The following is a 26,259-nucleotide window of genomic DNA, read 5'->3' as shown; positions in this document are numbered from 1 at the left end:
ACGACCGGATGAAGAAGACCTTTTTTCACGGGGAAGAACCTATTACCACCTATGGTTTTGCAAAGGATTCCTTTCTCTTATTCTCTAAAGCTTCCAATCAGTGCTATACATTTACGATTTCCCACCGAAAGAGGAATCGTCCCACGATTCCCTTAGTCGGCATCGTCTCAAGTAAAGAAGGAAGAAATAAATATAAGGGAAACTTTGAATTATTCCGGTCGATACAACAGGACGTCGAGCAGTCTGGAGGAATCTGTTTCGTTTTTTCCCCGCAGGATGTTCTGGGTGATTCGATTGAGGGGATCATGTATAATCATGATTTACACAAATGGGTAAGATGCCTATTTCCTGTTCCAAACGTCATATACAACCGGGTCCCATCAAGGCATGCCGAACAAAATCAATCCTATGGAAAGCTTCTTCGTTTTATCAAGAAGCATGGGATTCCTTTCTTCAACCCCCATTTCTTTAACAAATGGGAAATCTACCAGCTGTTATCCAAAAATGATGAACTCACAGCATACCTGCCAAAGACCGAACTGATTACCGATGAAGCTTCCCTTTCACGCTTCCTGACCACTCATAGGAAAGTATATGTAAAACATTCACTCGCTTCACAGGGAAAAGGAATCCGCCTGATAGAAATGGATGACAAAGGTCGAGTCCTGTGTAAAAGCATTAAGAAAATAGAGAGGTTCGTTTCGATTTCCCGTCTTCATCAAACGTATAACGAATGGTTTATGGGCAATCTGTGGATCATGCAGGAAGCGGTTCCATGTAAATCAGTGCAGGAACACCGTTTCGACTTTCGCATATTAGTCCTTCACACAGGAGAAGAATTCCGTTTGATCGGTATCGGGGTCCGCATGTCACAGCGCCAGGAAGTCACCACACATGTACCTGCCGGTGGTAAAATCATTTCCTTGAAGGAAGTAGCGGATGCAGAAACAAAAAAAGAAATTTCGAGGATCGTTCAAACATGCGGGGACGAACTGGCTAAATCGTTTGGCTATGTAGGGGAGTTTTCCATTGACCTTGCTCCCAGAGAACAAAGGGGATTCGTTTTGTTTGAAATTAATTCAAAGCCAATGAGTTTCGATGAGATAGAAATTGAGAAGAAGCGGAGAGATCAACTTGTCCGTACGTTCATGACACTCAGTGCCCAAAACAATGAAGGTTGAATCTTCGTGAATGACACAAGGTTCAACCTTTTTCTTTATTGCTTATCGTAAGGAATTATAGATGGTTGAAAATCTGGTAGCATGTTCCTGTTCATCTGTCATCGCAATAAAAAGCGGTTTATACGCCTGCTGATTGGGAATCTCAAGGAGCATATCCCGGTAGAATTCCGCCGCCTCAAGTTCATCCTTCAGTGCACGGAGCACCCCTTCCTTAAAGGTGGTGAACCCCACCTTTTCTTTCTTGTGCTCATAATACTCACCCGTCAATAAATAATGAAGATATTGAAACATTTCATAATGTTCTTTTTCGTCTTTTTGAGCGTGTTCAATAAACTCAACGTACAGTGGATTATTGGTTCGCGCTTTTAGCTCTTTATAGAAATAATAACCTGTCCATTCATCACTGATCGCCTTCTCTAAATCACGAATAAACGAATTCATTCTTCGTCCCTCCCCTATCTCTTCAGTAAATTCTATTAGAGGAGCACCCCATTTATGATACATTTCACGGTCGGTGCTACACAGCTGGAATTAAAACGTTTACAATATGAGTGGAGGTGACAAATGATGATCCAACATTTTCAATTTAAAAACATGTACGAAAATAAACAGCTGCCCGGCTGGACGTTTTCCTTTTATTTCAGCGGGACGAAATACGTAGGAACATACCATAAAGATGGAAGGATCGAATGGACCGGTCCCATTCCTCCATCTGATAAGGAAGAGATACTTAAGAAGCAGCTGCACGAACTGATGCTTTTCCATGTTTATGATTGATGCAAACTACATAATACCCCAGTTTGAAAGAATTTAATCCTGCTCCCATGCATAACTTCAGCTCCCTTTCTAAAACTATAGAAAGGAGGCTGATGAGCATGAAAAAAGACAATAAGAACGATCAATTCCTTGCTGATACGAATTACGAAGGAAAAGAAAAAGCATTTCTCGATGTCGACCGTTTCATCAACGAAGGTATGTCCGGAGGTTCCGTCCACATGAGGGAAAACACGACGAACATCGAAGAAGCGATCGAAATCACCGACTACGAAGAACCACCGAAATAGAAAAGCGGAGGCGGCTTGTTCAGAGGCGACAAGCATAAGACGATAATGCCGGAAAGGCGTACTTGGCCTTTTTGGCATTCTTGGCTTATGACCTCGAGCCTCTAGCCGCCGGAGCTGGACATTAGAAAAGCGGAGGCGGCTTGTCCAGAGGCGACAAGCATAAGACAAGAATGCCGGAAAGGCGCACTTGGCCTTTTTGGCATTCTTGGCTTATGACCTCGAGCCTCTAGCCGCCGGAGCTGGACATTAGAAAAGCGGAAGTGGCTCGCCCTGTGGCGACAAGCATAAGACGAGTCACCCGGAAAGGCTCTTTGCCTTTTTGGGTGAATGGGCTTATGACCTCGAGCCCCAAGCCCCTGAAGCTGGACAAAAAAAGCTGCCAATCAGGAATCTTCCCTACGGCAGCTTTTACCTTTTATCGACTTTTAACGAGCATATTGACAGCTTCTTGAATCGCATCTTCCGCCTTCATGCCCTCTTCTTCTGATTCGCGTATGCACGCTTCCAAATTCTTTGCCACAATGAGGCCGATCGTGCGGTCAACAGCAGTACGAACAGCTGATAGTTGAGTCACAACATCCTTACAATGTTTCTCATCCTCCATCATTTTCAATACGCCGCGGACCTGACCTTCAAGACGTTTCATTCGATTGGTTACTTCTTTCGTATATTCCATTCAGGACACCCCATAAGAATTATTCATTGTACAATAGTATTAAAATTATTGTACTTTTGCAATCATGCACTCTTTGATTACTCCTGTTATTTCAGTACAATGTCATTATAACCTTTTTTACTATAATAATGAACAAAGAGGGATCACATGTTTACATCTTTACGTAAAAAATATCCTGGTGCCATCATTCAGCACCATTATCCCACAAGCATCGAGTCTACGAAAGTATGGTTTACAAACGAACAAGAAGATGAGTATATAGGGATCGATCAATCAGGCATTTCCCAGCCGGAATTGGATTTATTATATTGCTTGTTTAAAGAGGTCACCCCATCACCTGGATTTGTGAATGATTCTCACGATTCCGCCGAGTGGTACAATTATTTATTGGAAAACGGTCCGGTCCCCTCAATGAATGATGGAGAGTTCCGCATCATTCAATTCAGTCTGAAGGAAGGCAGAGATCAGCTTCAACTGAGAGAAGCGTTTCAGCATTTGTTACCACATGGGACCGTCCTCGTTTTCCTTGCCGATCGCATGGGACTGCTTATAGAAAAGAAGCATGAGTGGACAATGGATGAGGAGCAGCTGCTGTCGATTTCCCATGTCATTGAATCGGACTTCTTCGTCAGCCCTTCTTTTTACATAGGGCAGTTTCATGAAGCAGATTTACATCTACCTACTTTTTTTGCCCATGAGCGTGAGCTATTTTCATTCTCAAGAACCATTCATAAGCAGGTATTCATCCAGTCGGCTGTGACGGTTCTCCCTGAATTCGCCCTCCATCACTTTCCACACGAGTGGGAGGAGCATTTCTTTAAACAGGTCGCCGACTTTTTTTCTGAAGATCCTGAACAGATTCACACCATCAAGGCATTTCTCGAAAATCAATCTAATATCAGTCAGACCGCCAAGACTTTATTCATGCACCGGAACAGCGTACAGTACCGGATTGATAAGTTTATCGAAAAAACAAATATAGATATAAAAAGCTTTCAAGGAGGAATCCTTGCCTACTTTGCGTGTTTAAGCTTCCAATCTGACAACCTGCCCAATAATGGTTAGGCAACTTTGTGCAGGTTGACCATATCGTTTTGAATCCGCTTTCTCTACAATGAACCTATAGATGAAAACGATTGCATTTCGAGGAGGAGAAAAGATATGGCTGAATTAAAATTAGAACATATCCACAAGGTTTATGATAGTAAGGTAACGGCGGTAAATGACTTTAATCTTCACATTCAAGATAAAGAATTCATCGTATTTGTCGGTCCATCGGGCTGCGGGAAATCCACTACCCTGCGCATGATTGCTGGTCTGGAAGAAATATCCAAAGGCGATTTCTCCATTGACGGAAAGCGCGTCAACGATGTAGCACCAAAAGACCGCGACATCGCAATGGTTTTTCAGAACTATGCCCTATACCCTCATATGAGTGTGTATGATAATATGGCCTTCGGTCTTAAACTGCGAAAGTTCGATAAACAGGAAATTGATCGTCGCGTACAGGAAGCTGCTAAGATCCTTGGTCTTGAAGCACTGCTTGATCGTAAACCGAAAGCATTATCAGGTGGTCAGCGTCAGCGTGTAGCACTTGGTCGTGCCATCGTCCGAGATGCGAAAGTATTCTTGATGGATGAGCCTTTATCCAATCTTGATGCCAAGCTTCGTGTACAGATGCGTGCTGAAATCGCCAAGCTTCACCAGCGTCTACAAACAACAACGATATACGTAACACATGACCAGACTGAAGCGATGACGATGGCTACACGTATCGTTGTCATGAAAGACGGTGTGATTCAACAAGTTGGTTCTCCTAAAGAAGTATATGATAAACCGGAGAATATTTTCGTAGGCGGATTCATCGGGTCACCTGCCATGAACTTCTTCCACGGGTCACTGGAAGATGGGAAATTCGTCATCGGTAATACGAAAGTTTCTGTGCCGGAAGGAAAAATGAAAGTGCTTCGCGAACAGGGTCATGTAGGAAAGAGCATCGTACTTGGTGTGCGTCCTGAAGATATTCATGACGAGCCTCTTTTCCTGGATACTGCTCAAGGTGCGAAAATCACGGCGAAGATTGAAGTATCTGAATTAACGGGTGCTGAAACGATGTTATATTCTCAATTAGAAGGACAAGAGTTTGTAGCCCGCGTTGACTCCCGTACAGATATCGTTGCAGGTCAAACGATCGACCTGGCATTTGATATGAATAAAGCTCATTTCTTTGATTCAGAGTCTGAGTCAAGAATCCGATAAACATATAAGAAAATGGCGCACCCTGCTTTTAGGATGCGCCATTTTTTATTAAAATTCCGTCAGGTCTATACTTTTGCCTTCTTCTTCCCCACACCGGATGCATGTAAAGAGATGAAGACAAGTATCAGAGCAGCTGCTATTGGGAATGCCGTCGGCTAACTGCACGTGCTGAATATCCATATACGCACTATACTCATCGTAAAAATCATAATATCTACCCTGATCCGTTGTCGAGTCCCCACACTTTTTGCAAAGTCCCCTGTATTCAACGATTCCGTTACATAACGCGCAAGCTTTCATGATGTGTCACCATACTTTCAATCTAAATCTTTATATAGTGTTAGCCTTTTTACAATCATGGTGATTTATGTAGAAAACTTGCAGGGATTTAATAGGAATAAATTCCCTGTCATCCCCTTGAATATTATTCTTCAGAGAAACCATAATACCTAGTAACAAGGCAGCAACAAGCCTTCTCTAAACCCCACTCGATGGGTTACACCATAACAAGATGGTCGCTCATGGAATAGCGGGCTGGTGCAATTCCAGCTAACCCAACCAAAAAACTTATACATTCTAAGGAGATGACAGATTATGCAACAGCAACAATCTCGCAGCAATTCATCTAACCAACTAGTAGCTCCAGGAGCTCAACAAGCAATCGACCAAATGAAGTACGAAATCGCTTCTGAGTTCGGCGTACAATTAGGACCTGATGCAACAGCTCGTGCTAACGGTTCTGTAGGTGGAGAAATCACTAAGCGCCTAGTTCAAATGGCTGAACAACAAATCGGTGGCGGGTACCAAAAATAATAAGCAATTTAATATGAATGGCTAAAACTCCCGGTCTTAAGGCCGGGAGTTTCATTATGTCGTAAATAAATTTCAAGCCCTTGCTTTCCCATCATTTATTATGGACCATAGCTGCAGGATCGATCCATTTATCATACTGTTCTTCTGTCAGATAACCTGACTCGAGGGCTGCTTCTTTTAATGTGGACCCGTCCTGATGGGCCTTCTTTGCAATTTCTGCCGCCTTCTCATATCCGATGTGCGGGTTTAGTGCCGTCACGAGCATGAGTGACCTTTGCACAAAGTCTTCAATGACCTCCCGATTTGCCTCTAAACCCTTCACACATTTGTCGTTGAAGGACTTTATCCCATCTGCAAGCAGCCTTACGGATTGCAGCATATTATAAATGATGACCGGTTTGAATACATTCAGTTCAAAGTTCCCCTGACTTGCAGCAAAGCCTATGGCTGCATCATTTCCAAACACTTGTGTGGCAACCATCGTCACAGCCTCGCTTTGCGTAGGATTCACTTTCCCCGGCATGATGGAGCTGCCTGGTTCATTGGCAGGTATCGTCATCTCCCCTATACCGCTTCGGGGTCCGCTTGAAAGCCATCTGACATCATTCGCAATTTTCATTAGATCCGCTGCCAATGCCTTAATGGCACCGTGGACGAACACGACTTCATCATGGGATGTCAGGGCATGGAACTTATTATCAGATGAAACGAATTTGATGCCTGTCTGTACTTCTAATTGTGCCGCAACCTTGCCACCAAAAGTTGGATCTGCATTGATCCCGGTTCCTACTGCCGTTCCCCCAATGGCAAGGTTGACCAGACGCTGTACACTTTCTCTTATCATGCTATAGGATTTTTCCATCATGGAGCGCCATCCACTGATTTCCTGCCCGAGAGTTAACGGCGTGGCATCCTGGAGATGGGTACGGCCGATTTTAATAATATCCTGAAATTGATTTTCTTTCTCTTTCAGTGTTGCAGTGAATTGCTGGAGCACGGGAAACAGCTTGGATTCAATTTCCTGATACGCCGCTACGTGCATGGCAGTCGGGAATGTATCATTGGAACTTTGAGACATGTTCACATCATCATTGGGATGGACCCTCTCCTCCGAGCCGTTTTCACCGAGAAGTTCATTGGCACGATAAGCCACTACTTCGTTTACGTTCATATTGGACTGAGTCCCGCTTCCCGTTTGCCAGACAACCAGGGGGAAATGTTCATCCCATGTCCCTTCCAAAATTTCATCACATGCCATCCCAATCGCCTTCATCTTCCCTTCAGAAAGCTTTCCAAGTGAATGATTGACGACTGCTGCCGCTTTCTTCAACTGTGCAAAGGCATATGTAACCTCGATGGGCATCTTCTCTGTACCGATCTGGAAGTTTTCCTTACTCCGTTGAGTCTGGGCCCCCCAATATTTTTCCTTTGGCACCTTCATTTCTCCTATTGTGTCACGTTCAATACGGTATTCCATTGTCATTCCTCCCTGTAAATGATCCAACTACTACCATATTTCCACTAAAACGTTCCTTCTAACCTTTTTCTGAAAAGATTATTAGCGTTAGTTGACTATATGAACAAAATTTAAAAAAAGATGAATGAGACCACGTCCCATTCACCTTTTCACTTTATTGTATTAAATTAAGGAATTGCTTCGTCCGTTCATTCGTCGGATTCTCGAATACTTCCTGAGGAGTGCCTTCTTCGACAATATGGCCCCCATCCATGAAGATGACTTTATCGGCCGCTTCTTTCGCGAACCGCATTTCGTGTGTCACGACGACCATTGTCATGCCTTCTTCAGCAAGATCTTTCATGACCTTGAGGACCTCACCTATCAGTTCGGGATCAAGTGCAGAGGTTGGCTCATCGAAGAGCATCACTTCCGGCTCGATGGCGAGGGCCCTTGCGATGCCGACCCTCTGCTGCTGTCCACCTGAAAGCTGGAATGGATAGTAATCGACCTTATCTCCGAGTCCCACTTTTTCAAGGAGCTGGATGGCTTTCTTTCTTGTTTCCGACTTGTTACGCTTTTGGACGACCGTAGGACCTTCCATCACGTTCTCAAGAGCAGTCATGTGGGGGAACAGATTATAATTTTGAAATACCATCCCCGTTTTTCTTCTTAGTTGAAGAAGCTCTTGCCTCGATGCTTTCTTAGTGAAGTCTACAGTCGTACCTCCTATTGAAACAGTCCCGTCATTCGGGATTTCAAGGGCATTCAGACAACGGAGGAAAGTTGTCTTCCCTGAGCCTGAAGGGCCGATCAGGACGATGACCTGCCCTTTATCGACTTCTACGTCCATACCCTTTAAGACTTCTAACTGATCAAATCGTTTCGTTAATCCTTTGATGGAAATCATATTCAATCTCCTTTTAAATTACTTGGCAATATATCGATCCAGCCTGTTCTCGATGCGGCCCTGTATGATCGATAATATAAAGCAGATGATCCAGTAAAGTACGGCTGCTTCCATATACATGAGCAGGAACTCATAATTCGTTGCAGCGATTTCCTGGGCTTTTCTAAACATTTCTGTTACTAAGATCAAGGATGCAAGGGACGTATCTTTCACTAGACTGATGAACGAGTTTGCTAATGGCGGAATCGATACTCTCGTCGCCTGCGGCAGGATGATTCTTTTTAATGCCTGTGAATAGGTCATACCGATTGAATATCCTGCTTCCCATTGCCCTTTTGGAATCGATTGAATCGCCGCACGGACGATTTCTGATGAGTACGCACCTTTGTTCAATGAAAAGGCAATGATAGCTGATGGGAATGGATCAAATTTGATCCCAAGAGTAGGTAACCCATAGAATATGATAAACAATTGCACGAGGAGAGGCGTGCCTCGTACGGCCGAAACATAAAATCGGGCAATTCCCCTTAAGATCGATATATTTGATAGACGTGCAAGAGCAGTGAGTACAGCCAGAATCATACCTAAAGCAAAAGAAATCAGCGTCAGAGGGATAGAATAATACAAAGCCCCCTCTAACATTGGAAGCAGGGAGCTTTGTAAAATATCAATCATTGCTTCAGGATCCTGGTAAATGCTACTTAGGAGATACATCTTCTCCGAACCACTTATCAGAGATTTCTTTGTACGTGCCGTCTTCCATCATGTCCTCTAACGCTTTGTTTACCTCTTCAACCAACTTGTCATTCCCTTTACGGAACATGAAACCGCTTTGACCTGCATCTTCCGCTTCAGCAGCGATTTTGACTTTGGCGTTCGGTTGTTTCTTTAAGTAATCAAGAATGGAAATTTTATCATTCACGGTCACGTCCACTCTGCCTTGTTCAAGAAGCTGGATTGATTGTGATAAACCTTCCACACCTTGGATCTTTGCCCCGTTTTTTTCAGCGATATCACGATAGTTACTTGTCAAGGACTGAGCTGAAGTCAATCCTTTGATATCCTCAAATGATGTAACATCCTTGTTGTCTTTTGACACGACCACTACGGCGCTTGATTCGATATATGGTTTAGAGAAATCGTATTTCTTTTCGCGGTCTTCACGAATCCCCACCTGATTTGCGATCATATCGAAACGCTTGGAGTTCAAACCTTCGAACATGGCATCCCATTGCGTTTCCTGGAATTTTGCTTCGACACCAAGACGCTTCGCTATTTCACGGGCGATTTCTACATCAAACCCGGTCAGCTTTCCTGATTTGTCATGGAATGTGAAAGGAGGATATGTACCTTCCGTCCCTACAAGTAATTCTCCATCTTCCTTTACCTTATCGTAAAGGGATGTCTTTTTCGAATCACCATTTGATTCATCTTTATCTTTAGATTGACCACATGCAGCTAATACCATGGATAAGGCGATTAGCATGATGATGGATAATTTCCACTTTTTCATCGTAAAACCCCCACTATTCTTATCGGATTTAAATTCGTTACGAATGTCATCATAAAACGTTACCACAAATAAGTCAACATAAATGTTTCATCTCGAGATTTTTTCATCATGTCTTTAGTATGTATCCCTGAATACACAAACATGTAAAAATTTCCGATTATAAGATACACTATTTTTATAAGAAAACAGGAGGGCATGATATGAAAATTGCTTTATTCGGGAGCACGGGCCGGGTTGGTTCCGTAGTCTTTCAACGGGCTGTGTCAGAATATGAAGTGAATCGATTGGTACGGAGAGGCGGTGGACCAGATGCCTCCGGTACGGAAATTGTCGGGGATGTGTTGAATGAAGAAGATGTGATGAAGACCATCGAAGGCTCAGATGCCGTAATCAGCTGCCTGAATACAGATAAACAGGATGTCCTCACAAAAAGTATGCCAATCCTGTTGAAAGCCATGAGAAGGCATGGAGTAAAACGGATCATCACGTGCGGGACGGCAGGCATCCTCCAGGCGCGGAAGGACGATCGTCTTTACCGTTTTCAATCAAGTGAATCAAAGCGGAGACGCACAACCGCTGCGGAAGACCATTTAAGGGCTTTTCTCATGCTTCAGGCATCCGGAATGGACTGGACCATCGTTTGTCCGACCTATTTGCCGGATGGAGAAAGGCTCAGGAATTACCGAACGGAAAGAGATGTTCTTCCTGAAGGCGGGAGCAGCATTTCCATGTATGACACCGGAGATTTCATATACAAACAACTATCAGACGAATCCTTCATCAAAAGCCGGGTTGGCATCTGTTATTGAGTATGAAAAAACGGGACTGAACGTCAGTCCCGTTTTCCTTTTATTTAAAGATGGTAGAAATGATTTCGTCCGTGCTCATTCCACTTTCGACTTCAAAGGTACCTGGGCGCAGCTCATTCTCAAGTCCCCGCTTTTCTACCTCTTTATAGAAATCCAAACCATTTTTTATGATATTGGCTTGTTCCAAAGCGTTTCCTACGTCGATACTCGTCATACCGGTAGAAACCGTGAGCATCGTTTTGTAGACCACCTTACCGTCATCTTTCTTATCAGATGCATTCTCTTCCTGCTTTTCATTCATAGCCTTCAGCTGTTTGTTCCACTGGTCTTCTGTATGTATGACATAGCCTTCTGAAGTCAGCTTCTTCACCATTTCATCCTCTGACAGCTTTTGCACTTCAGCAGGTTCTTCTTTCCCGGTACTCTTTGCTTCAGAAGGCCCGAAAAGATACACAGCTCCAATCAAAGACGTTGCGATCAAAATCCCTCCAGCAAAACTCCGTAATGAATTCGATGTCACTGTCATTGTGCCACTAAGCCCCTTTCACCCTTTTGAGCCATAAATGGTGAAAGCATATGCTCCACTTCATTAGGTTTGAGCTTTGTTTTCCCTGCAATACTTTCAACAGAATAGCCTCTTTTATACAAATCAAGCATCTCACGGAGCAATTCGCGCTCCTCGGATACAGCAGGTGCAGCTCCTGCCTGCTGTGCTGTAATTTCTGCATCTAATTGTATATTTCGTAATTGCTTCTCCAGCTCATGAACCTCATTCAATACAGAAATGGATACATGCTCTATCTGTTGCTCAAGCCTCGAGTTGGTTTGTGTCGTTTTAATAAACGATAAAATGAGCAGCACAACTGCTGACCCAAATAAAATGGCGATAGCCCATCCCATCATAGGATCCTCCCTTTATGAAACTTTTTCATCAATTAAATTATACATTGAGAAGGGGATAAATTCGATTTAAAACGACAAAATCCCCCGAAAGTCCTGTTTTCTTAACAGGAAATAGTATTTACACATGGATGATTCCCCTTATCACCAGCATATTTTAAAATTATTGCGGGGTATTTTCAATATTGAAATCATTAAATAAGAAAAAGCATCCGACTGCTATCGTCAGACGCTTTCCCCTTCTATCCTGCCAGATTATCTTTTGTTCCTTGTTGTAGCTGATACATTTGATAATAACGACCCACACTTTTCATTAACTCATCATGATTTCCACGTTCTACGATTTCCCCTCGATCTAACACAAGGATTTGATCAGCTTCTTTGATCGTGGATAACCTGTGAGCGATGATGAAGGTCGTTCTGCCCTTTTTCAGGACTTCCATCGCTTCCTGAATAATGGCCTCAGTCTCTGTATCGATGCTCGAAGTCGCTTCATCGAGAATCAGGATCGCTGGATTAAAGGCAAGTGCACGGGCAAATGATATCAGTTGGCGTTGACCGGATGAAAGTGTGCTGCCTTTCTCGATCACCGGTTCATCATATCCATTCTCCAGGTTTTTGAACACTTTTTCCGCACCTACAGCATTGAGTGCCGCCTCCACCTGTTCCCTCGAAATCCTTGGATCATCGAGACTGACATTAGAAGCAATCGTCCCTGTGAACAAATAGGGATCCTGCAGGACGATTCCCATATGCTCCCGAATCGTCTGATATGGAATATCGACAATGTCTTTTCCATCAATCCGGATTTTCCCTTCATTGCTATCATAGAAACGGAACAACAGATTCATGATCGAGCTCTTTCCTGAACCCGTGTGTCCCACCAGGGCAACAGTTTCCCCTTTATTCGCTTCAAACGTAATATCTTTCAATACATACTCATTTTCTTTATATCCAAAGAATACATGCTCAAAGCTCACATTTCCGTCATACCTGCTCATTTTCCCATCTTCCACAGGGGTCCCCGTCTCTTCAAGGAGCTGGAAAACCCGTTCTCCCGCAACAAGTGCCTGTTCAAGGTTGGCAAGTTGGTTCACGATTCCTGTCACTGGCTGGAACAACCGGTTGATGTAGTCGATAAAGGCGTAAAGCACGCCAAGCGTGACAACAGATCCCACTCCGATCGATGCTCCTCCGAAATACCATATGAACGCAACGAACGTAATATTCCTCAGAACCCCGACAAGGTTATGGGAGGTCATTGAATTTAAGCTTAGTAGCTTATTTTGATATTTGAAGTGGGTTTCGTTCAAATCTTCGAATTCTTCGTTCGTTTTCTTCTCTCTGCTGAATGCCTGAATGATGTTCATACCCTGTATTGATTCATTGACCATGGCATTGATATCACTCACTTTCGATCTGATGATGTGATTGTATTTCGACGCATAAATACGATAAAGATACGTCCACACAACAAGGATCGGTATCAGGATCAAGCAGATGGCCGCTAATTTTGCATCAAGGATAAAGAGTGCAATGTAAATCCCGATAATATATATCGTACTGGAGAAGAATGTGGATAATACGGTTACATAAAGGTCCCTGATTGCTTCCGTGTCGTTTGTGATTCTGGCAACGACTTTCCCTGCCGGCAGATTATCGAAATAGCGGATCGGAAGCTTCTGGATATGCTGAAATACATCATTACGCATCTTTTGTATGACACGGTTCGCCGCCTTCTGAAGGTAGAACCGCTGGCCGTATTGGAAAAAGGCCGCGACGACAAGCAAGCCGAAATAAAAGGCAAGCAATCGGATGATCCTTGGGATTTCCGGATTATAGAACCTGAGAAGCTCATCTCCTGTTAGCTTCTCAACGGGATAGGTTGCTGATTCCCCGCCTTTTGTAATCGTCATCTCCCCTGATGACACAGATCGTGCCCCGTCAAATGAAACCGTGGCTGGAACAAAATAAAACGCTCTGCCAACCTGAAGGATTCGGACGTCTTCCCCTTTTGTCTCTCCTTCATGGAAATATTGATCACGCTTATACCAAGTACCTTCATAAGGTACAGCTTCTTTCCCCTCCACCGTTTCATACCAGGTCGACTCAATCCCCAGAATATGGTCATCAATCAGTTTTTTGGCTATGAAAGGCCCTGCAAGTTCTGCCGCCACTGATACACTGAGCATCAGGAGGGCCGCTATGATGATTTTTTTATACACAAGCGCATATTCGGTTAGTTTTCTTCCGACTTTCATGTGCCCACCTCCTCAAGTGAGGAATCTTCAACTTGTTGACGGTCAAATTGTTCTTTATACCAACCGCCACTCTCGAGGAGCACTTCATGAACCCCTTCCTCTACCACTCTCCCATCTTCAAATACGATGATCCAATCTGCATGCTGGACCGCGGATAGACGATGAGTCGTAATAATCGTTGTTTTCCCTTCACGTTCTGTTCGAATATTTTCTATGATCTTTGATTCTGTCTTTGCATCTACGGCCGATAATGAGTCATCAAGAATCAGGATTTCAGGATTCTTGATGAGTGCTCTTGCAATCGAAATCCGTTGTTTCTGCCCGCCTGAGAGGGCTACACCCTTCTCACCTACAAGAGTTGTCAGACCATCAGGCAGCATCTTGAGGTCCTTTTTGAAATCAGCCAGTTCTATCGCCGTTTCCAAATCTTCCTCTGTTGCATCATGCTTTCCGAATAATATATTTTCTCGTACGGTTCTGGAAAAAAGAACATGATCTTGTGGTACATAGCCAATCCAGTCCCTTACCTGCTGTATGGACAAGTCATCTATCGGGATTCCTCCAATGCATAGCGAACCACTTCCCGCTGGATATTCACGGAGAAGCTGCTTAATGAAAGTCGTCTTGCCGCTGCCGGTCTTTCCGACTATTCCAAGAGTACCTCCTTGATGTATGTTTACATTGATGTTGGATAGGTTCAGTACCTGTGAGGAAGGATACTTGAAGTCCACATTCTTAAATCCGATTTGTTCAGGGGAATCAATTGTTTTAGTATTCTCTCTATCCTGTACGTCCTGGACATAATCGAGGGTTTCCTGAACCCGATCGAGGGACGCATTCCCACGCTGCATCACATTGATCAATTCACCAATCGCAAACATCGGCCAGATCAGCATCCCCAGGTACACATTAAAAGAAACCAACTGTCCAAGCGTTATGCTCTGATGGAATACAAGATAAGCCCCATAGCCCAATCCGATTAAATAACTTAACCCGACAAGGACTTTAATGGTCGGCTCAAAGAGTGAATCGATCTTGGCTACACCTATATTTTTGTTATATACATCTTCCGTCATATCAGCGAATCGCTTCTCATCTGCCCTTTCCTGTACGTAAGCCCTGATGACCCTGACCCCCGCAATCGACTCAAGTACTTTATCATTCAAGTCTCCAAATGCATCCTGTGCTTCGGTGAACCGTTTGTGGATCCTCGCACCGTATACCTTCATTAACAGCGCCATGATCGGGAGGGGTAAAACAGCTGCTATCGTCAGTTTCCAGCTGATGAGAAACCCCATCGTAAACAGAATCGTTAACATGAACACGCTGGAATCGATCAATGTCAGCACACCGAAACCTGCCGTAACCGAGATCGCCTTCAAATCATTCGTCGCCCGCGCCATCAAATCACCCGTGCGATTCTTCTCAAAGAACGTCGGGGTCATCTTTAAGAGGTGCCCCATAAATTTGCTGCGCAGCTTCCTCTCAACGAGAAAGGCTCCGCCAAACAATTGGTACATCCACACATACGTCATCCCATACGAGATGATGGCAATCCCTGCAATCATCCAAAGATACTTCCCCACCACATCCCAGGTCATCGCACCAAGGTGAATGTCATCGATGGCATTCCCCACAAGCTTTGGCGGGATCACATCAAGAATTCCGACAATCGTCAAAAGGATGATCGCAATTGTATATCTTTTCCAATTTTCAATAAAAAACCATGATAATTTCTTAAAAATACTAAACATCCCATTTACCTCCTCAAATTGACTTTCTCATCTATCCACCTTCTGTCTCCACAGCAGTCATCATCTTCTTCAGTTGAACCATTACCATCTTCATTTCCTCCTCAATAAATTAAATGTATATGTGATCAAGGATTTCCTTGGATACACCCCTTGCGAAAAATAAAACAGACGGACGTCCAAAAGCGGTCAGATTCAGCAGAGCCCACCATTGGACCAACCGGATCTTTTGCGCTTTATGAACGTCCGTCATAATTTTTGGACATATAAAAGCACAGATTACATTCATAACCTGTGCTCATTGATTCATATAAAATCGTAAGGAGTTACTGGTCATGTGATGATATGAAATTGATAGGACAAGCTGATGGTGCTCCTTTAATTCTATACACTTTCATCATCACAAACCCTCCATTCATTTAATGTGTTTATTCCATTAATAACCATACTACATAACGCGAATTGTGTCAATATTATCTTTATTAGTAATTTTCTATACACTATATGTTTTACCCCTTCATTGGAGGCAACTAATGTTATCCATTCACCACTGCTGGTTGTGTTTCTTCTTTCACGTATTTTGGCAGGATGATGGTGTAGAATACGGCTACGATGAGGAGGCAGCCGCCGACGAGCCAGTAGAGCATTTCTACGGTTACGGTGGATGGGAATGTGACGGCGATGACTCCGAGAGTAATCGATTGAGACAGCATCATGAGTGGATTGATCCACCCCTGAACCCTTCCCATCATTTTGGGGTCGATGATGCTCGGCATCCACCCGCCAATCGCGATGTTTACGAGTGGCAACCCGAGTGCTGCCAAGAAGATGATGGCAAGGAAGATCCAAGTGGACGGAGCAAAGGATGCAGCGATGATGAATGTCCCCGAAATCACCAGACCTGCCACAATCAGGACATGAAGCTTGAATTTCTGGGTCAACATCGAAGAGAAGATACTTCCGATCAGTACACCTGCCCCGAATGCGACTCCTAATAAAATTGAGTATTCTTCATAAGAACCGGGAGCCAGCTTATATTTCAATATAAAGATAGGAATCACCGAGAACCCCCCGTTCACGACCCCGAAAACGATAAACCCGCCAATCAAGGATAGAAGGAGCTTATGGTTCAGGATATACTTCATCCCGGCTGTAAAGTCTTTCGCGACCGATTGGATGTTCAAGTCTTTCCAGGAATGCTTTCCATTAGGGAGCCGGACTTCTTCGGGAATGACACATCTTCTAATCAAGATGGCTGAAATCACAAACGTAACGAAATCCACCACAATGGCCCCGTAAATCCCAGCGGTCCAATAGACAAAGATGGCAACGGCATTTCCTAGCAGCATAAACAAACTCATCACCATCTGATTCAATCCGGCTGCTGTAGCATAATCATCCTTGGAAAGCACACCCTGCAAGATGCCTTGTTCCGCGGGAAAGAAAAATTTCTGCACGCCGCTTCTCAGGAAAAGTACGGCAAAGATGAGTGGCAGCCAACCGATGAATATGGCTCCGAATAAGGACAGTGTGAGAAAGGCACTGATTGTATCACAGTGATATGCAATTTTTTGACGGTCCATTCTGTCAGCGAACACCCCCACCAGGAAAAACACAACAAGAGTAGGAATTGAATACATCATTTCTGTCATCGAAGCATACATGGGCTGATCAGAAAATCGATCCAGAAGATAAAACATAAACGCCGTCAGGCCGATCACACTTCCCATATGTGAAGTGAAATTCGCGAAGAATAATTTTAAAAATATCGGATTCTTAAAGATTTCAATCATTTTTTTCATAACATCCGTCCCCCATCAATAAATAACTATCTTTATCATATTGAAATGAACTTAAGGACAGTAGGGGCTGCTGGTGGTTTTTCCCTCCGCCTCGGGTCGGATTAGGTTTAGGAGCAAATGGGGAGCATTAGCCAATCTGCTAATAATTTGCTGATAAAATGAAGATTTCACAAGTATCGCTCTAATAAATCATTCCAATTCAATAAAAATAGCCCGGAGCACCGAGACTCCGAGCTATCCCTCTTTCAATCACTGTTCAAATGTCCCTTTCACGATCGCTTCCCCGTTCTCCACCATCAATTTCCCCCTGGCGAAAACCGTATTCACGTCAAGGGTTTCCTGATCCAACAGGACAAGATCAGCGTCCTTTTCGACTTCCACGTGTCCCTTTTGCTTTAGTTTCAGGATTTTAGCTGGATTCGAGGTAATGACCCTGATCGCTGTTTCCAATGGGATATTTTCCACCAGAACGGCGTCCTTCACTTCATCATAAAGGCTAGACACCTGACCGATCTGCAGTCCAATCAGCTCCCCATCACTATCAAAATTCGGCAGACTTGCTTGTCCATCGGAAGTATAGGTGATTTGTTCCACCGGTACACCCTCAGCGAGCATGCGTTTAAGTGCCTGACTGCATTTGACTTCACCGTCTTCCAGAAACTGAGGGATGGTACTTGTTGTAAAGTCTACATATCCACCTTTAAGGGCATATTGAATCCCTGCTTCAAAGAGATGGGCATTCCGGTTGATATGTGTCGGATAGAACTGCTTGATCGGAATATCCGTTGACTCGACAATCTCTTCCAGCAGGTTCAGGTGATCATAACTATCCCCGACGTGGACATTGACAATCCCGGCTTTCCCCGACAACATCCCTCCGATCCTTGCGGCGGAAGTGATTTTCGCTAACTCGTTTATCGTCGGCTGGGATGAGCGGTGATCGGCAATCGCCACTTCACCCACACCAATGATTCTATCCACTAAGATGATATCATTTTCAATCTTTCCGGTAAGTGTTTTCAAAGGTACCTGGTATGAACCGGTTTGCGTATAACAGGTAATGCCTTCTTCCTCAAGCCCCTTCGCTTTGGCAATGAGGCTTGCCATCGTCCTCGTTGTCCCGTCTGTGCCGATGACACCGACAAGAGTGGTGATTCCGGAGAGAGTGGCCTGAGTCAATCGGATTTCAGGGGTTCTAGTACGGAAGCTTCCTTCGCCCCCTCCGCCCATAATATGGACATGTGAGTCGATGAATCCGGGTACAACATACTTCCCAGTTGCATCCACCACTTTAATATCCACAAATTGACCGGGAAGCTCAATCTTATCTTCAATGAATCCTATTTTATCACCTACCAGGAGGATATCCTTTTTCCCTAGATATGCTGGAGCATAAACTTCCCCGTTTTGTATTAATGTTAGCATGATGTTTGCTCCTTTCATTGCTTTTTATATAATCGAGCAGATACTGAACCCGACTCGAAGAATGGCTCATTAGAAACCGATGAGTGTCGCCGTAATCACGAAGATGGATGATAGGACGAATAGAATCAGCATGAATTTAAAGATGAATTTAGCCCACACACCCCAGTCGACCCGCGCTGCTCCCAATGTACCCATAAGGGCGGCAGAAGTCGGAACCAGGATATTCGTCAATCCATCCCCCAGTTGGAAAGCCAGTACCGATACTTGACGGGTGACGCCGGCGATATCGGAAAGCGGGGCCATCAATGGCATCGTGAGCGCTGCTTGACCAGAACCGGAAACCACGAAGAAGTTGAATACAGATTGGAATAAATACATACACCAAGCAGAGATGGCTTCCGGGAAATCACCGACCACTTGCCCTGCACCATATAATACCGTGTTCAATACAGATGGTGCGTCCGGTGCGTCTCCACCAAGGATGATGACGATCCCTTTTGCCATCCCGACCACCAATGCGGCAGGCAATAGATCCTTGGCACCGTCGATGAAGCCGTTTGCTACATCATCCCAACTCATTCCATTTAATTTAAACAGAACGCCGATGATTCCTGCTACTAAACCAATCGTAAAGAATTGGCTCGCAATCTCAGGGATATAGTAAGCATGCTCCACTACCCCCCAAATGATCCAGGCAATCCCCACTGCTACTGTAAGAATGACGAGTGAGTGGCCCAAAGTGAATTTCGCATGTAAATTTTCCACTTTACCTTCTTTCCGGAAGTACTCATCGGTTGTATAAGAAAGGCTTCGTTTAGGGTCCTTCTTGATCGCATTGGCATATCTCCAAGTGTAAATGATTCCGACCACAGTAAAGACGATCCACATGACAATTCGGAAGCCGGCTCCTGATAGAACCGGAACACCGGAAACCCCTTGAGCGATTGCTACCCCGAATGGATTCATCCACGACGTGGCAAATCCGATCTGGGTTGCCACATACGTGATCATGATACCCGTAATGGCATCATATCCTATGGCGATCATGATCGGAACGAGGATCATGGCAAAGGCGATGGCCTCTTCCCCCATACCAAAAACGGCTCCACCCAATGAAAATAAGAAGAACATGATCGGGATGATGAGGGATTCCTTCCCTTTGGTCCGATCGATCACCTTGAGGATCCCTTCTTCGATAGCCCTTGTTTTCATGATGATCCCGAAGGCTCCTCCGATAATGAGGATAAAGGCCACTACCCCAACCGCGGATCCCCATTTATCCCCTGATACAAGACCTTCGAATACATAATTCAGGAAACCTATCCCACCACCAGGTTCAAAAAGGCTTGTTCCTTCCTTGATCAGATTTCCATCCTCATCTTTTAAATAGCTAAACGAATCCGGATTCAAGACCGTTTTCGTTTGTTCTTCCCCATCCTGCATATACGTGATCTCTTCGGTTGCAAATTGCCCCTTAGGTATGACATACGTTAAAACGGCAGCAGCAAGTACGACAAAAAACACAATGATAAACGTATGCGGCACCTTCCAAGCTTTTTGTTCTTTCTCCATTTCTTATCCCCCCGTTTGACAGATTAATATCCTTCATTTTCTATCATGCAAGTTCCGTGCCAACCCTATATTATCTGAAAATACAAACTTCAATCCCACTAATGGTTGAAATGGGTTAGAATATAGATAACCCAAAACCTTTCATTAACCATAACCATAAGGAGGATTCAAATGAAACGTGAATTAATTCTATTAGCCGGCACAAAGGAAACAGAGAGAGCCCTGAAGGAACAGTTACAGTCCGTTTTTGGCGAACTGATCCATATTACTAGTTATGCCTGTGATGAGGGGATCCACACGTTTTTCACAAACGAGCTGATTGTATACTCTTCTGCGCTGATCGAGCCTGAAGTACAGGAATATATCGATTTCGATTCCTGTACCATCATGAAAGCCCGACGCACTGTGAACTATGAATACATAGACCGTATATTTGAATTGCCTCCGGGAAAGAAGATCCTTTATGTCAATGACTTCATCGAAACTGCCCAAGAGGCCGTCGCTACTTTAAAACGTCTCGGGATTGATCATGTGGACTATATTCCTTATTCCCCATCAGGGGGAGGAGATTCGAAACATATTGATACAGCTATTTCTCCCGGGGAAATGGCAAGCATCCCCTCTTCCATCCAGAAAAAAATCGATATAGGTGTCAGGCTGATCGATTTAAATACGATCTTGAAAATCATCCACCACTTTCAATTATCAGAGAGATTGACCTTTGACGTAACGGACCGTTATACGAGAAAAATCATTGAGCTCAGTCAGAAGCTCGGCGCCATCAACCGACGAGCAAAAACATTAAACAAATTTTTAAATAAAGTAGTCGATGGAGTTAATGACGGGATTCTCGCCTTTCAGGAGGATGGGGAAATCACCGTCTTCAATGAAGTGCTCGAAAGAATGATTGGGATCACCGCGGCTCACGCAAAGGGGAAGAAATTGAGCAGGGTGTTCAAAAACATCGAGCTCAATCATTTCCTGACCTCTAAGCAGGATGAAGATCTGGAATATTTCACTCTCCGACAGCAGAATGTCATGGTGTATCGTTTCCGGTTGGAGGCTGAAGGTGTCATTGTGGCGACTTTCAAAGATATGGAAGAGACGATTGAAATGGAGAAAGTCCGAAAACGTGAGCTTCAGCGAAGGGGATATATCGCTAAGTATACATTTGACAGCATATTGGGAAACAGCCACCTTATTAACGAATCTAAATTGATTGCAGAAAAACTCGCAAAAAGCGAGCTGCCGGTTTTGATTTACGGTGAGACAGGGACTGGGAAAGAGTTGTTTTCAAGCGCACTGCATAATGATTCTTCCCGAAAGAACAGCCCATACCTTGCTGTTAACTGCAGCGCCTTACCAGATGAACTATTAGAAAGTGAATTATTCGGTTATGAGGAAGGCGCCTTTACAGGTGCTAAAAAGGGAGGAAAAAAGGGGTTATTCGAACAAGCTGATGGAGGCACACTGTTCCTTGACGAAATTGGGGATATCAGCTTAAAGCTTCAGGCAAGACTCCTAAGGGTCCTTCAGGAAATGGAAATCAGAAGGATTGGAGGAAACAAAAATATTCCGGTGGATGTGAGGATCATCGCTGCCACGAATAAAGATCTTCAAACCTTAATAATAGAAGGAACATTTCGGGAAGACCTCTACCATCGATTAAAAGTGTTATCCTTACAGCTTCCAAGCCTCAGGGAAAGAAGTGAAGATATCCCTCTCCTTATCGAACACTTCCTCATGATGGAACATAGTAAAATCACCACTATCGATTGTGCTGTATTGGAAGCAATGAAGAAAGCTCCGTGGAGGGGAAATATTCGGGAACTGAAGAATACACTCCTATATATGATGACCGTCGCCCGGCACAACAGGCTGACACTACAGGAATTACCGAGAAACGATTATAATTTCACTGAAAAAGAACAAACTAACGGTACCCATTCTCCCGCGGAAATCACCATATCTAAATCCAAGGAGTGTATCAATATCCTGACTGTATTAGCGGAGTACCTTAAAGATGGAAAGAGGGCAAGCAGAAATAAGATTCATTCTTCACTCAAACAAAGTTCTACCCCGCTTTCCGTTCAACAAATCAGGACAAGATTGAACGAATTACAGGCTTTGGGATATGTGTACATCCAAAGAGGGAGAATCGGAACTGAAATAACACCTGCAGGAGTAAATTGGCTAAACGAACAGAGGGAGAATGTTTTAACCATTTGAAAACGGGGTATGTTTACTTTAACCGGTTAGAAACAAGAAACATTCTTCACGATACAATGAGTCGAGGTGATTTTCATGGTACGTACGATCTTAATGGTCATTGGCGCAATTGTTGTTATTGGCTGGATCATCAGCATGCTTTAAAAGAGACCCTATCAGCCAAACATTATTCTTGCAATTATTTGAAGTTATATTATTGAAAGCGAAGGAGCAGAATGGATCTTCCCCCCATTCTGCTCCTTATTTTTCTTTTCAAAAAGCTCTTTTCGCAAAGATTGTTGTTTTCTAACATAGGAACCCTGAGGCTCTGTCTATGTGTGTATGGATAGATGGTGAGGGGAACGGCTTCGCTTTCCTGCGGACGAACGGCCAAGCCTCCTCGCATTCGCTGCGGGGTCTTGTCTCGTCCGTTTTTCCGCAGGAGTCTACGCCGTTCCCCTCCCCATCTAAATGAGATAGCGTGACAGAGCCTACGAGTGAAAAAACGAATAAAACAACATTTTACTATTCAAGCTAAAATTGACCACTCCACACATTGAAAATGATGTTTTCTAGAGGTGTACAGAGGTAGATTAATCCTCCATAACAATAAAGCTGATTGTAGCGGAAGATGCTCGACTCCTGCGGGAAACAACGAAAATCGGAGGCGGCTTGCTCAGCCCCGACAAGCATAAGATGAACGGGCCTAAGAAGGCGTTTTTTGCCTTCTTGGATCATTTAGCTTATGACCTCGAGGGGCTGGCCGCCGGAGCTGGACAGGGTAGGACACCACTTGTAGCCCGAGGAGGCTCACCGCCAGCCCCGCGGAAAGCGAGCACCTGAAGCAGAAATCAACCATTACCCGCTACCTTACATAGTAACAAAGTTTACGAATAAAGCCATTCAAAATAATCCACATCACATCTTGGTAATTTGCCAAATAAGATTAAAAATTCTTTAAACGGGTAAACAACAGATATCCCAATATTGAGGTGATTAACATGTATAGACATATTCTATTAGCTTACGATGAAACAGATGGCAGTAAAAAAGCATTAGATGAAGTTTCGAAATTAATGAAAAGTTCCATAGACTCTAAATTAACCGTACTTCATATTTCAGATGAAAAGACAGCGAATGAACCTCGTGAAAACTTTACACCGACTCACGCAATCGCTGATACGTCTCCAGGTTTCGATAACCAGTACATGGGGAATCTTTCGGTTTCTCCTGATAACAAAGTTCGTGGCGAAGATAGGCCTGAAATCAAGACACCTTCCTCCACACATCCATATTTAGTAAATGCCAGGGAAAAACTTTCTCCTCATGGAGTGGATGCTAATTTCATTCACCTGTCGGGTTCTGAAGCGAAACGAATATGTGAATACGCCAAGGAAATACAGGCCGACCTGGTGGTCGTTGGAAGCAGTGGTAAATCCGGGATGAAGAAGTGGGTTCTCGGAAGTGTCAGCGAAAAAGTCACACAAAACTGTGAATCCAGTGTCCTGGTGGTAAAGTAAGCAATTAACAAAGAGGAGGGACAGACCTTTAAAGGTCGGTCCCTCCTCTTTGTTATGTATTCTAATCAGCCGTTAATTCATCCAATCGCTTACGGCTGCTTTCCTCATCAAAGCTGCTATAGATCCGGTAGGCCTCAGCATCGAGTATTCGATAATGTTTGCTGAACAGATTTTGCTGCAGGATGTATTCTTTGGTCTTTTTAATATCCTTCCACCAAATCTTGCCTCCAAGTGTTTTTTCCTTTCGATAGTCAATGCCTTCGCGGGCGATGGTCTCGATGACCTCAAGGGGTTCTCCACCCAGACTGGTCGTTAACGTTTCACTATCCTTGAATAACGCACAAACGGCGACTGCCGCGGTCCAGCCGGCCATCACTCTGCCCTTTTCAATCTGTACGAGGGTTTTTTTTGAAAGCCCTATGACAGTTGCCATCTTATCTTGCGTGTACCCCGCTTCCGTCCTTACCAACCTTAATTTATCCGAGATGATTAATATAATTTCTTCTTTTGTCATGGTTTCACACCCTACTTGTTTATAGTGTAATATTACACCTATCTCATACCTATTTTCAATCTCTATCAAACATCTTTTAAGCAACCCATTGAGTTTTGAATACCACTCAATGATTCATTATACTTCTACTTAGAATTCATTTAAAACATTTGCAAACATGCGCTAAAAATAGCACCGTCTCAAAGGAGGAATCAAGGTGAAGAATCCCATCATCGTTCTAATCAGGGAGGACTTAAGGATTCACGATCACCCCGCTCTCTATGCAGCTTGTCAGGTAGGGCACGTGATCCCCCTGTATATCTTGGATGAGGAAACCACCCTCGGTGAAGCAAAGAAGTGGTGGCTGCACCGTAATATCGAGACCTACCAGCACACCCTTCAATCGATTAACGGCCGATTATGGCTGGATAAGGGAAAAGTGGAAGAAGTCCTTTCCCAATGGGTGAAGAACACAAATGCAAAAGCAGTTTACTGGAATCGGATATACGAGCCCGATATATATCAAAGGGATCGTACGATGGCCCAGTCCTTATCTTCCCAAGGCATCCAAGTCAAAACGTTCGAAGGGACCCTTCTTCTACCCCCTTGGAAAATCAAAAAGGATGACGGTACTCCATATAAGGTGTACTCGGCTTATTACCGATCACTCAGGAAAGAAGAAATCCCAAAGCCCCTTCCAGCTCTTAAACGGATGTCGGTTCCACAGCTTCAAGATGACGGGATGACCCTGAACGAATTAGATCTCCTTCCGACCATCCCCTGGTATCACATCATGGAAAGTATATGGGACCCCGGTGAAGAAGCTGCATTCAAAAGGATGAATTCATTCTTTACTAAAAGATTACATGATTATTCAGAAGGTAGAGATTTCCCGGGCAAGGGACTACATTCCACCCTGTCCCCTTATTTGGCTCTCGGGGTCATTTCTGTCAGGGGAATCTATCATGCCCTCATTGATATGGAGAGCAAACCCATCGAACCTTTTATGAAGCAGCTTATATGGAGGGAATTCTCCTATTCAGTCCTCCTTCATTATCCCGAGTCGCCAATACGTCCACTTAATGAAAAGTTTGCCGAATTCCATTGGCACAGTGATGATGAAGGATGGGAAAAATGGACAAAAGGAAAAACCGGTTATCCCATCGTCGACGCAGGGATGAGGGAATTGTGGGCAACAGGCCTCATGCATAATCGGGTGCGAATGATTGTGGCATCCTTCCTCACGAAGCACCTGCTCATCCCATGGCAAAAGGGAGCAGAGTGGTTTCTTGATACGCTGATCGACGCAGACCTTGCCAATAACTCCATGGGGTGGCAGTGGGTGGCAGGCTCAGGATTTGATGCAGCACCTTACTTCCGGATCTTCAATCCTACCCTTCAAAGTGAAAAATTTGATAAAGAAGGGACTTATATACGGATGTGGGTTCCTGAATTGAGTCATCTTCCAAATCGATATATACACAAACCTTCAGACGCTCCCGGCGATGTGTTGAAAAGTGCCGGCATAACCCTTGGAGTGGATTATCCATATCCTGTCGTCGATCACAAGGCAGCCAGGAAAAGGGCATTGGAGCACTATGAGGAGATAAAATAATGCAAAAAAAGGACCCGATACGCTCGTATCG

26 protein-coding genes are annotated in these 26,259 nt (G+C 44.1%); 10 read left to right on the top strand and 16 right to left on the bottom strand.

The features are described from left to right. Window positions 1-8: 8 nt before the first annotated feature. Window positions 9-1,181, top strand: a complete 1,173-nt coding sequence (locus NQ095_RS14375) for a YheC/YheD family endospore coat-associated protein (protein WP_258264153.1) — start codon at window positions 9-11, stop codon at window positions 1,179-1,181. 42 nt (window positions 1,182-1,223) lie between these two features. Here NQ095_RS14375 and NQ095_RS14370 read toward each other — a convergent pair whose 3' ends face one another. Further along, on the bottom strand, window positions 1,224-1,622 hold the full coding sequence (locus NQ095_RS14370) for a ferritin-like domain-containing protein (protein WP_258264152.1): 399 nt from the start codon (window positions 1,620-1,622) through the stop codon (window positions 1,224-1,226). Window positions 1,623-1,748: 126 nt separating this feature from the next. Between NQ095_RS14370 and NQ095_RS14365 the strand changes: the two genes are divergently transcribed. Together NQ095_RS14365 and NQ095_RS14360 are read left to right on the top strand one after the other, a co-directional pair. After that, on the top strand, window positions 1,749-1,958 hold the full coding sequence (locus tag NQ095_RS14365; protein WP_258264241.1) for a YheE family protein: 210 nt from the start codon (window positions 1,749-1,751) through the stop codon (window positions 1,956-1,958). A gap of 98 nt (window positions 1,959-2,056) precedes the next feature. After that, complete coding sequence (locus NQ095_RS14360; RefSeq protein WP_258264151.1) at window positions 2,057-2,245, top strand: hypothetical protein; 189 nt, start codon at window positions 2,057-2,059, stop codon at window positions 2,243-2,245. Between the two features lie 415 nt (window positions 2,246-2,660). Here the strand turns inward: NQ095_RS14360 and NQ095_RS14355 are convergent, their stop codons facing one another. Further along, complete coding sequence (locus NQ095_RS14355; RefSeq protein ID WP_258264150.1) at window positions 2,661-2,921, bottom strand: metal-sensitive transcriptional regulator; 261 nt, start codon at window positions 2,919-2,921, stop codon at window positions 2,661-2,663. A gap of 147 nt (window positions 2,922-3,068) precedes the next feature. Between NQ095_RS14355 and NQ095_RS14350 the strand changes: the two genes are divergently transcribed. After that, window positions 3,069-3,986 carry a PucR family transcriptional regulator gene (locus NQ095_RS14350; RefSeq protein ID WP_258264149.1) on the top strand — a complete coding sequence of 306 codons (918 nt, stop codon included), beginning with the start codon at window positions 3,069-3,071 and terminating at the stop codon, window positions 3,984-3,986. 96 nt (window positions 3,987-4,082) lie between these two features. Continuing rightward, a complete protein-coding gene (locus tag NQ095_RS14345; RefSeq protein WP_258264148.1) occupies window positions 4,083-5,180 on the top strand; it encodes an ABC transporter ATP-binding protein in 1,098 nt (365 codons plus the stop codon). Between the two features lie 48 nt (window positions 5,181-5,228). Here the strand turns inward: NQ095_RS14345 and NQ095_RS14340 are convergent, their stop codons facing one another. Next, window positions 5,229-5,480 (bottom strand): hypothetical protein, encoded by a 252-nt coding sequence (locus tag NQ095_RS14340; protein WP_152968513.1) that lies wholly within the window; start codon window positions 5,478-5,480, stop codon window positions 5,229-5,231. 294 nt (window positions 5,481-5,774) lie between these two features. On the opposite strand from NQ095_RS14340, the gene NQ095_RS14335 reads away from it, so the two are divergent. After that, window positions 5,775-5,993: an alpha/beta-type small acid-soluble spore protein gene (locus NQ095_RS14335; protein ID WP_034763234.1), complete on the top strand. Its 219-nt coding sequence runs from the start codon at window positions 5,775-5,777 to the stop codon at window positions 5,991-5,993. Between the two features lie 91 nt (window positions 5,994-6,084). On the opposite strand, the gene fumC is transcribed toward NQ095_RS14335, so the two are convergent. The 4 genes from fumC to NQ095_RS14315 all read right to left on the bottom strand — a co-directional run bounded on the left by fumC (window position 6,085) and on the right by NQ095_RS14315 (window position 9,872). Further along, on the bottom strand, window positions 6,085-7,470 hold the full coding sequence (gene fumC, locus NQ095_RS14330) for a class II fumarate hydratase (RefSeq protein WP_258264146.1): 1,386 nt from the start codon (window positions 7,468-7,470) through the stop codon (window positions 6,085-6,087). Between the two features lie 154 nt (window positions 7,471-7,624). Then, the gene (locus NQ095_RS14325; RefSeq protein ID WP_258264143.1) at window positions 7,625-8,359 is read right to left on the bottom strand and encodes an amino acid ABC transporter ATP-binding protein; all 735 of its coding nucleotides are present in this window, start codon (window positions 8,357-8,359) and stop codon (window positions 7,625-7,627) included. An 18-nt stretch (window positions 8,360-8,377) separates the two neighbouring features. Beyond that, entirely contained in the window at window positions 8,378-9,073 is a 696-nt protein-coding gene (locus NQ095_RS14320; RefSeq protein WP_258264142.1) for an amino acid ABC transporter permease, read from the bottom strand. Further along, complete coding sequence (locus tag NQ095_RS14315) at window positions 9,057-9,872, bottom strand: amino acid ABC transporter substrate-binding protein (RefSeq protein WP_258264141.1); 816 nt, start codon at window positions 9,870-9,872, stop codon at window positions 9,057-9,059. Before NQ095_RS14315 ends, NQ095_RS14320 begins: the two co-directional genes overlap by 17 nt. Before the next feature lie 200 nt (window positions 9,873-10,072). On the opposite strand from NQ095_RS14315, the gene NQ095_RS14310 reads away from it, so the two are divergent. Further along, entirely contained in the window at window positions 10,073-10,681 is a 609-nt protein-coding gene (locus NQ095_RS14310; protein WP_258264140.1) for an NAD(P)-dependent oxidoreductase, read from the top strand. Between the two features lie 40 nt (window positions 10,682-10,721). Here the strand turns inward: NQ095_RS14310 and NQ095_RS14305 are convergent, their stop codons facing one another. The 8 genes from NQ095_RS14305 to yfcC all read right to left on the bottom strand — a co-directional run bounded on the left by NQ095_RS14305 (window position 10,722) and on the right by yfcC (window position 20,392). Further along, complete coding sequence (locus tag NQ095_RS14305) at window positions 10,722-11,207, bottom strand: endolytic transglycosylase MltG (RefSeq protein WP_258264139.1); 486 nt, start codon at window positions 11,205-11,207, stop codon at window positions 10,722-10,724. After that, window positions 11,204-11,584: a hypothetical protein gene (locus NQ095_RS14300; protein ID WP_258264138.1), complete on the bottom strand. Its 381-nt coding sequence runs from the start codon at window positions 11,582-11,584 to the stop codon at window positions 11,204-11,206. The genes NQ095_RS14305 and NQ095_RS14300 overlap by 4 nt, the downstream gene beginning before the upstream one ends. 239 nt (window positions 11,585-11,823) lie before the next feature. Beyond that, window positions 11,824-13,842 carry an ABC transporter ATP-binding protein gene (locus NQ095_RS14295; protein ID WP_258264137.1) on the bottom strand — a complete coding sequence of 673 codons (2,019 nt, stop codon included), beginning with the start codon at window positions 13,840-13,842 and terminating at the stop codon, window positions 11,824-11,826. Continuing rightward, window positions 13,839-15,596 (bottom strand): ABC transporter ATP-binding protein, encoded by a 1,758-nt coding sequence (locus NQ095_RS14290; RefSeq protein ID WP_258264136.1) that lies wholly within the window; start codon window positions 15,594-15,596, stop codon window positions 13,839-13,841. Before NQ095_RS14290 ends, NQ095_RS14295 begins: the two co-directional genes overlap by 4 nt. A 109-nt stretch (window positions 15,597-15,705) precedes the next feature. Beyond that, the gene (locus NQ095_RS14285; protein WP_258264135.1) at window positions 15,706-15,846 is read right to left on the bottom strand and encodes a hypothetical protein; all 141 of its coding nucleotides are present in this window, start codon (window positions 15,844-15,846) and stop codon (window positions 15,706-15,708) included. Window positions 15,847-16,129: 283 nt separating this feature from the next. Continuing rightward, entirely contained in the window at window positions 16,130-17,395 is a 1,266-nt protein-coding gene (locus NQ095_RS14280; protein WP_258264134.1) for an MFS transporter, read from the bottom strand. A 249-nt stretch (window positions 17,396-17,644) separates the two neighbouring features. Beyond that, window positions 17,645-18,820 carry a beta-aspartyl-peptidase gene (gene iadA, locus NQ095_RS14275; protein ID WP_258264133.1) on the bottom strand — a complete coding sequence of 392 codons (1,176 nt, stop codon included), beginning with the start codon at window positions 18,818-18,820 and terminating at the stop codon, window positions 17,645-17,647. A gap of 69 nt (window positions 18,821-18,889) precedes the next feature. Continuing rightward, window positions 18,890-20,392: a putative basic amino acid antiporter YfcC gene (gene yfcC / locus NQ095_RS14270; protein WP_258264132.1), complete on the bottom strand. Its 1,503-nt coding sequence runs from the start codon at window positions 20,390-20,392 to the stop codon at window positions 18,890-18,892. A 171-nt stretch (window positions 20,393-20,563) separates the two neighbouring features. Between yfcC and NQ095_RS14265 the strand changes: the two genes are divergently transcribed. Together NQ095_RS14265 and NQ095_RS14260 are read left to right on the top strand one after the other, a co-directional pair. After that, window positions 20,564-22,621, top strand: a complete 2,058-nt coding sequence (locus tag NQ095_RS14265) for a sigma-54 interaction domain-containing protein (protein ID WP_258264131.1) — start codon at window positions 20,564-20,566, stop codon at window positions 22,619-22,621. Window positions 22,622-23,601: 980 nt separating this feature from the next. Further along, window positions 23,602-24,120 (top strand): universal stress protein, encoded by a 519-nt coding sequence (locus NQ095_RS14260; RefSeq protein WP_258264130.1) that lies wholly within the window; start codon window positions 23,602-23,604, stop codon window positions 24,118-24,120. A 61-nt stretch (window positions 24,121-24,181) separates the two neighbouring features. Here the strand turns inward: NQ095_RS14260 and NQ095_RS14255 are convergent, their stop codons facing one another. Next, on the bottom strand, window positions 24,182-24,634 hold the full coding sequence (locus NQ095_RS14255; protein ID WP_258264129.1) for a helix-turn-helix transcriptional regulator: 453 nt from the start codon (window positions 24,632-24,634) through the stop codon (window positions 24,182-24,184). A gap of 196 nt (window positions 24,635-24,830) precedes the next feature. Between NQ095_RS14255 and NQ095_RS14250 the strand changes: the two genes are divergently transcribed. Then, window positions 24,831-26,228, top strand: a complete 1,398-nt coding sequence (locus NQ095_RS14250; RefSeq protein ID WP_258264128.1) for a cryptochrome/photolyase family protein — start codon at window positions 24,831-24,833, stop codon at window positions 26,226-26,228. The last annotated feature ends 31 nt before the right edge of the window (window positions 26,229-26,259 follow it).

The organism is Rossellomorea sp. SC111, from assembly GCF_024733565.1.
Lineage (GTDB): Bacteria > Bacillota > Bacilli > Bacillales > Bacillaceae_B > Rossellomorea.
The sequence above is the reverse complement of the archived record's forward strand: the minus strand, read 5'-3'. Positions and strand labels throughout refer to the sequence as shown.

What these genes read in the sequence shown, in the direction of transcription:
- NQ095_RS14375 (WP_258264153.1), top strand. Translation starts at nt 9, where the DNA reads ATGAAGAAGACCTTTTTTCACGGGGAAGAACCTATTACCACCTATGGT.
- NQ095_RS14370 (WP_258264152.1), bottom strand. Translation starts at nt 1,622, where the DNA reads ATGAATTCGTTTATTCGTGATTTAGAGAAGGCGATCAGTGATGAATGG.
- NQ095_RS14365 (WP_258264241.1), top strand. Translation starts at nt 1,749, where the DNA reads ATGATCCAACATTTTCAATTTAAAAACATGTACGAAAATAAACAGCTG.
- NQ095_RS14360 (WP_258264151.1), top strand. Translation starts at nt 2,057, where the DNA reads ATGAAAAAAGACAATAAGAACGATCAATTCCTTGCTGATACGAATTAC.
- NQ095_RS14355 (WP_258264150.1), bottom strand. Translation starts at nt 2,921, where the DNA reads ATGGAATATACGAAAGAAGTAACCAATCGAATGAAACGTCTTGAAGGT.
- NQ095_RS14350 (WP_258264149.1), top strand. Translation starts at nt 3,069, where the DNA reads ATGTTTACATCTTTACGTAAAAAATATCCTGGTGCCATCATTCAGCAC.
- NQ095_RS14345 (WP_258264148.1), top strand. Translation starts at nt 4,083, where the DNA reads ATGGCTGAATTAAAATTAGAACATATCCACAAGGTTTATGATAGTAAG.
- NQ095_RS14340 (WP_152968513.1), bottom strand. Translation starts at nt 5,480, where the DNA reads ATGAAAGCTTGCGCGTTATGTAACGGAATCGTTGAATACAGGGGACTT.
- NQ095_RS14335 (WP_034763234.1), top strand. Translation starts at nt 5,775, where the DNA reads ATGCAACAGCAACAATCTCGCAGCAATTCATCTAACCAACTAGTAGCT.
- fumC (WP_258264146.1), bottom strand. Translation starts at nt 7,470, where the DNA reads ATGGAATACCGTATTGAACGTGACACAATAGGAGAAATGAAGGTGCCA.
- NQ095_RS14325 (WP_258264143.1), bottom strand. Translation starts at nt 8,359, where the DNA reads ATGATTTCCATCAAAGGATTAACGAAACGATTTGATCAGTTAGAAGTC.
- NQ095_RS14320 (WP_258264142.1), bottom strand. Translation starts at nt 9,073, where the DNA reads ATGTATCTCCTAAGTAGCATTTACCAGGATCCTGAAGCAATGATTGAT.
- NQ095_RS14315 (WP_258264141.1), bottom strand. Translation starts at nt 9,872, where the DNA reads ATGAAAAAGTGGAAATTATCCATCATCATGCTAATCGCCTTATCCATG.
- NQ095_RS14310 (WP_258264140.1), top strand. Translation starts at nt 10,073, where the DNA reads ATGAAAATTGCTTTATTCGGGAGCACGGGCCGGGTTGGTTCCGTAGTC.
- NQ095_RS14305 (WP_258264139.1), bottom strand. Translation starts at nt 11,207, where the DNA reads ATGACAGTGACATCGAATTCATTACGGAGTTTTGCTGGAGGGATTTTG.
- NQ095_RS14300 (WP_258264138.1), bottom strand. Translation starts at nt 11,584, where the DNA reads ATGATGGGATGGGCTATCGCCATTTTATTTGGGTCAGCAGTTGTGCTG.
- NQ095_RS14295 (WP_258264137.1), bottom strand. Translation starts at nt 13,842, where the DNA reads ATGAAAGTCGGAAGAAAACTAACCGAATATGCGCTTGTGTATAAAAAA.
- NQ095_RS14290 (WP_258264136.1), bottom strand. Translation starts at nt 15,596, where the DNA reads ATGTTTAGTATTTTTAAGAAATTATCATGGTTTTTTATTGAAAATTGG.
- NQ095_RS14285 (WP_258264135.1), bottom strand. Translation starts at nt 15,846, where the DNA reads ATGACGGACGTTCATAAAGCGCAAAAGATCCGGTTGGTCCAATGGTGG.
- NQ095_RS14280 (WP_258264134.1), bottom strand. Translation starts at nt 17,395, where the DNA reads ATGAAAAAAATGATTGAAATCTTTAAGAATCCGATATTTTTAAAATTA.
- iadA (WP_258264133.1), bottom strand. Translation starts at nt 18,820, where the DNA reads ATGCTAACATTAATACAAAACGGGGAAGTTTATGCTCCAGCATATCTA.
- yfcC (WP_258264132.1), bottom strand. Translation starts at nt 20,392, where the DNA reads ATGGAGAAAGAACAAAAAGCTTGGAAGGTGCCGCATACGTTTATCATT.
- NQ095_RS14265 (WP_258264131.1), top strand. Translation starts at nt 20,564, where the DNA reads ATGAAACGTGAATTAATTCTATTAGCCGGCACAAAGGAAACAGAGAGA.
- NQ095_RS14260 (WP_258264130.1), top strand. Translation starts at nt 23,602, where the DNA reads ATGTATAGACATATTCTATTAGCTTACGATGAAACAGATGGCAGTAAA.
- NQ095_RS14255 (WP_258264129.1), bottom strand. Translation starts at nt 24,634, where the DNA reads ATGACAAAAGAAGAAATTATATTAATCATCTCGGATAAATTAAGGTTG.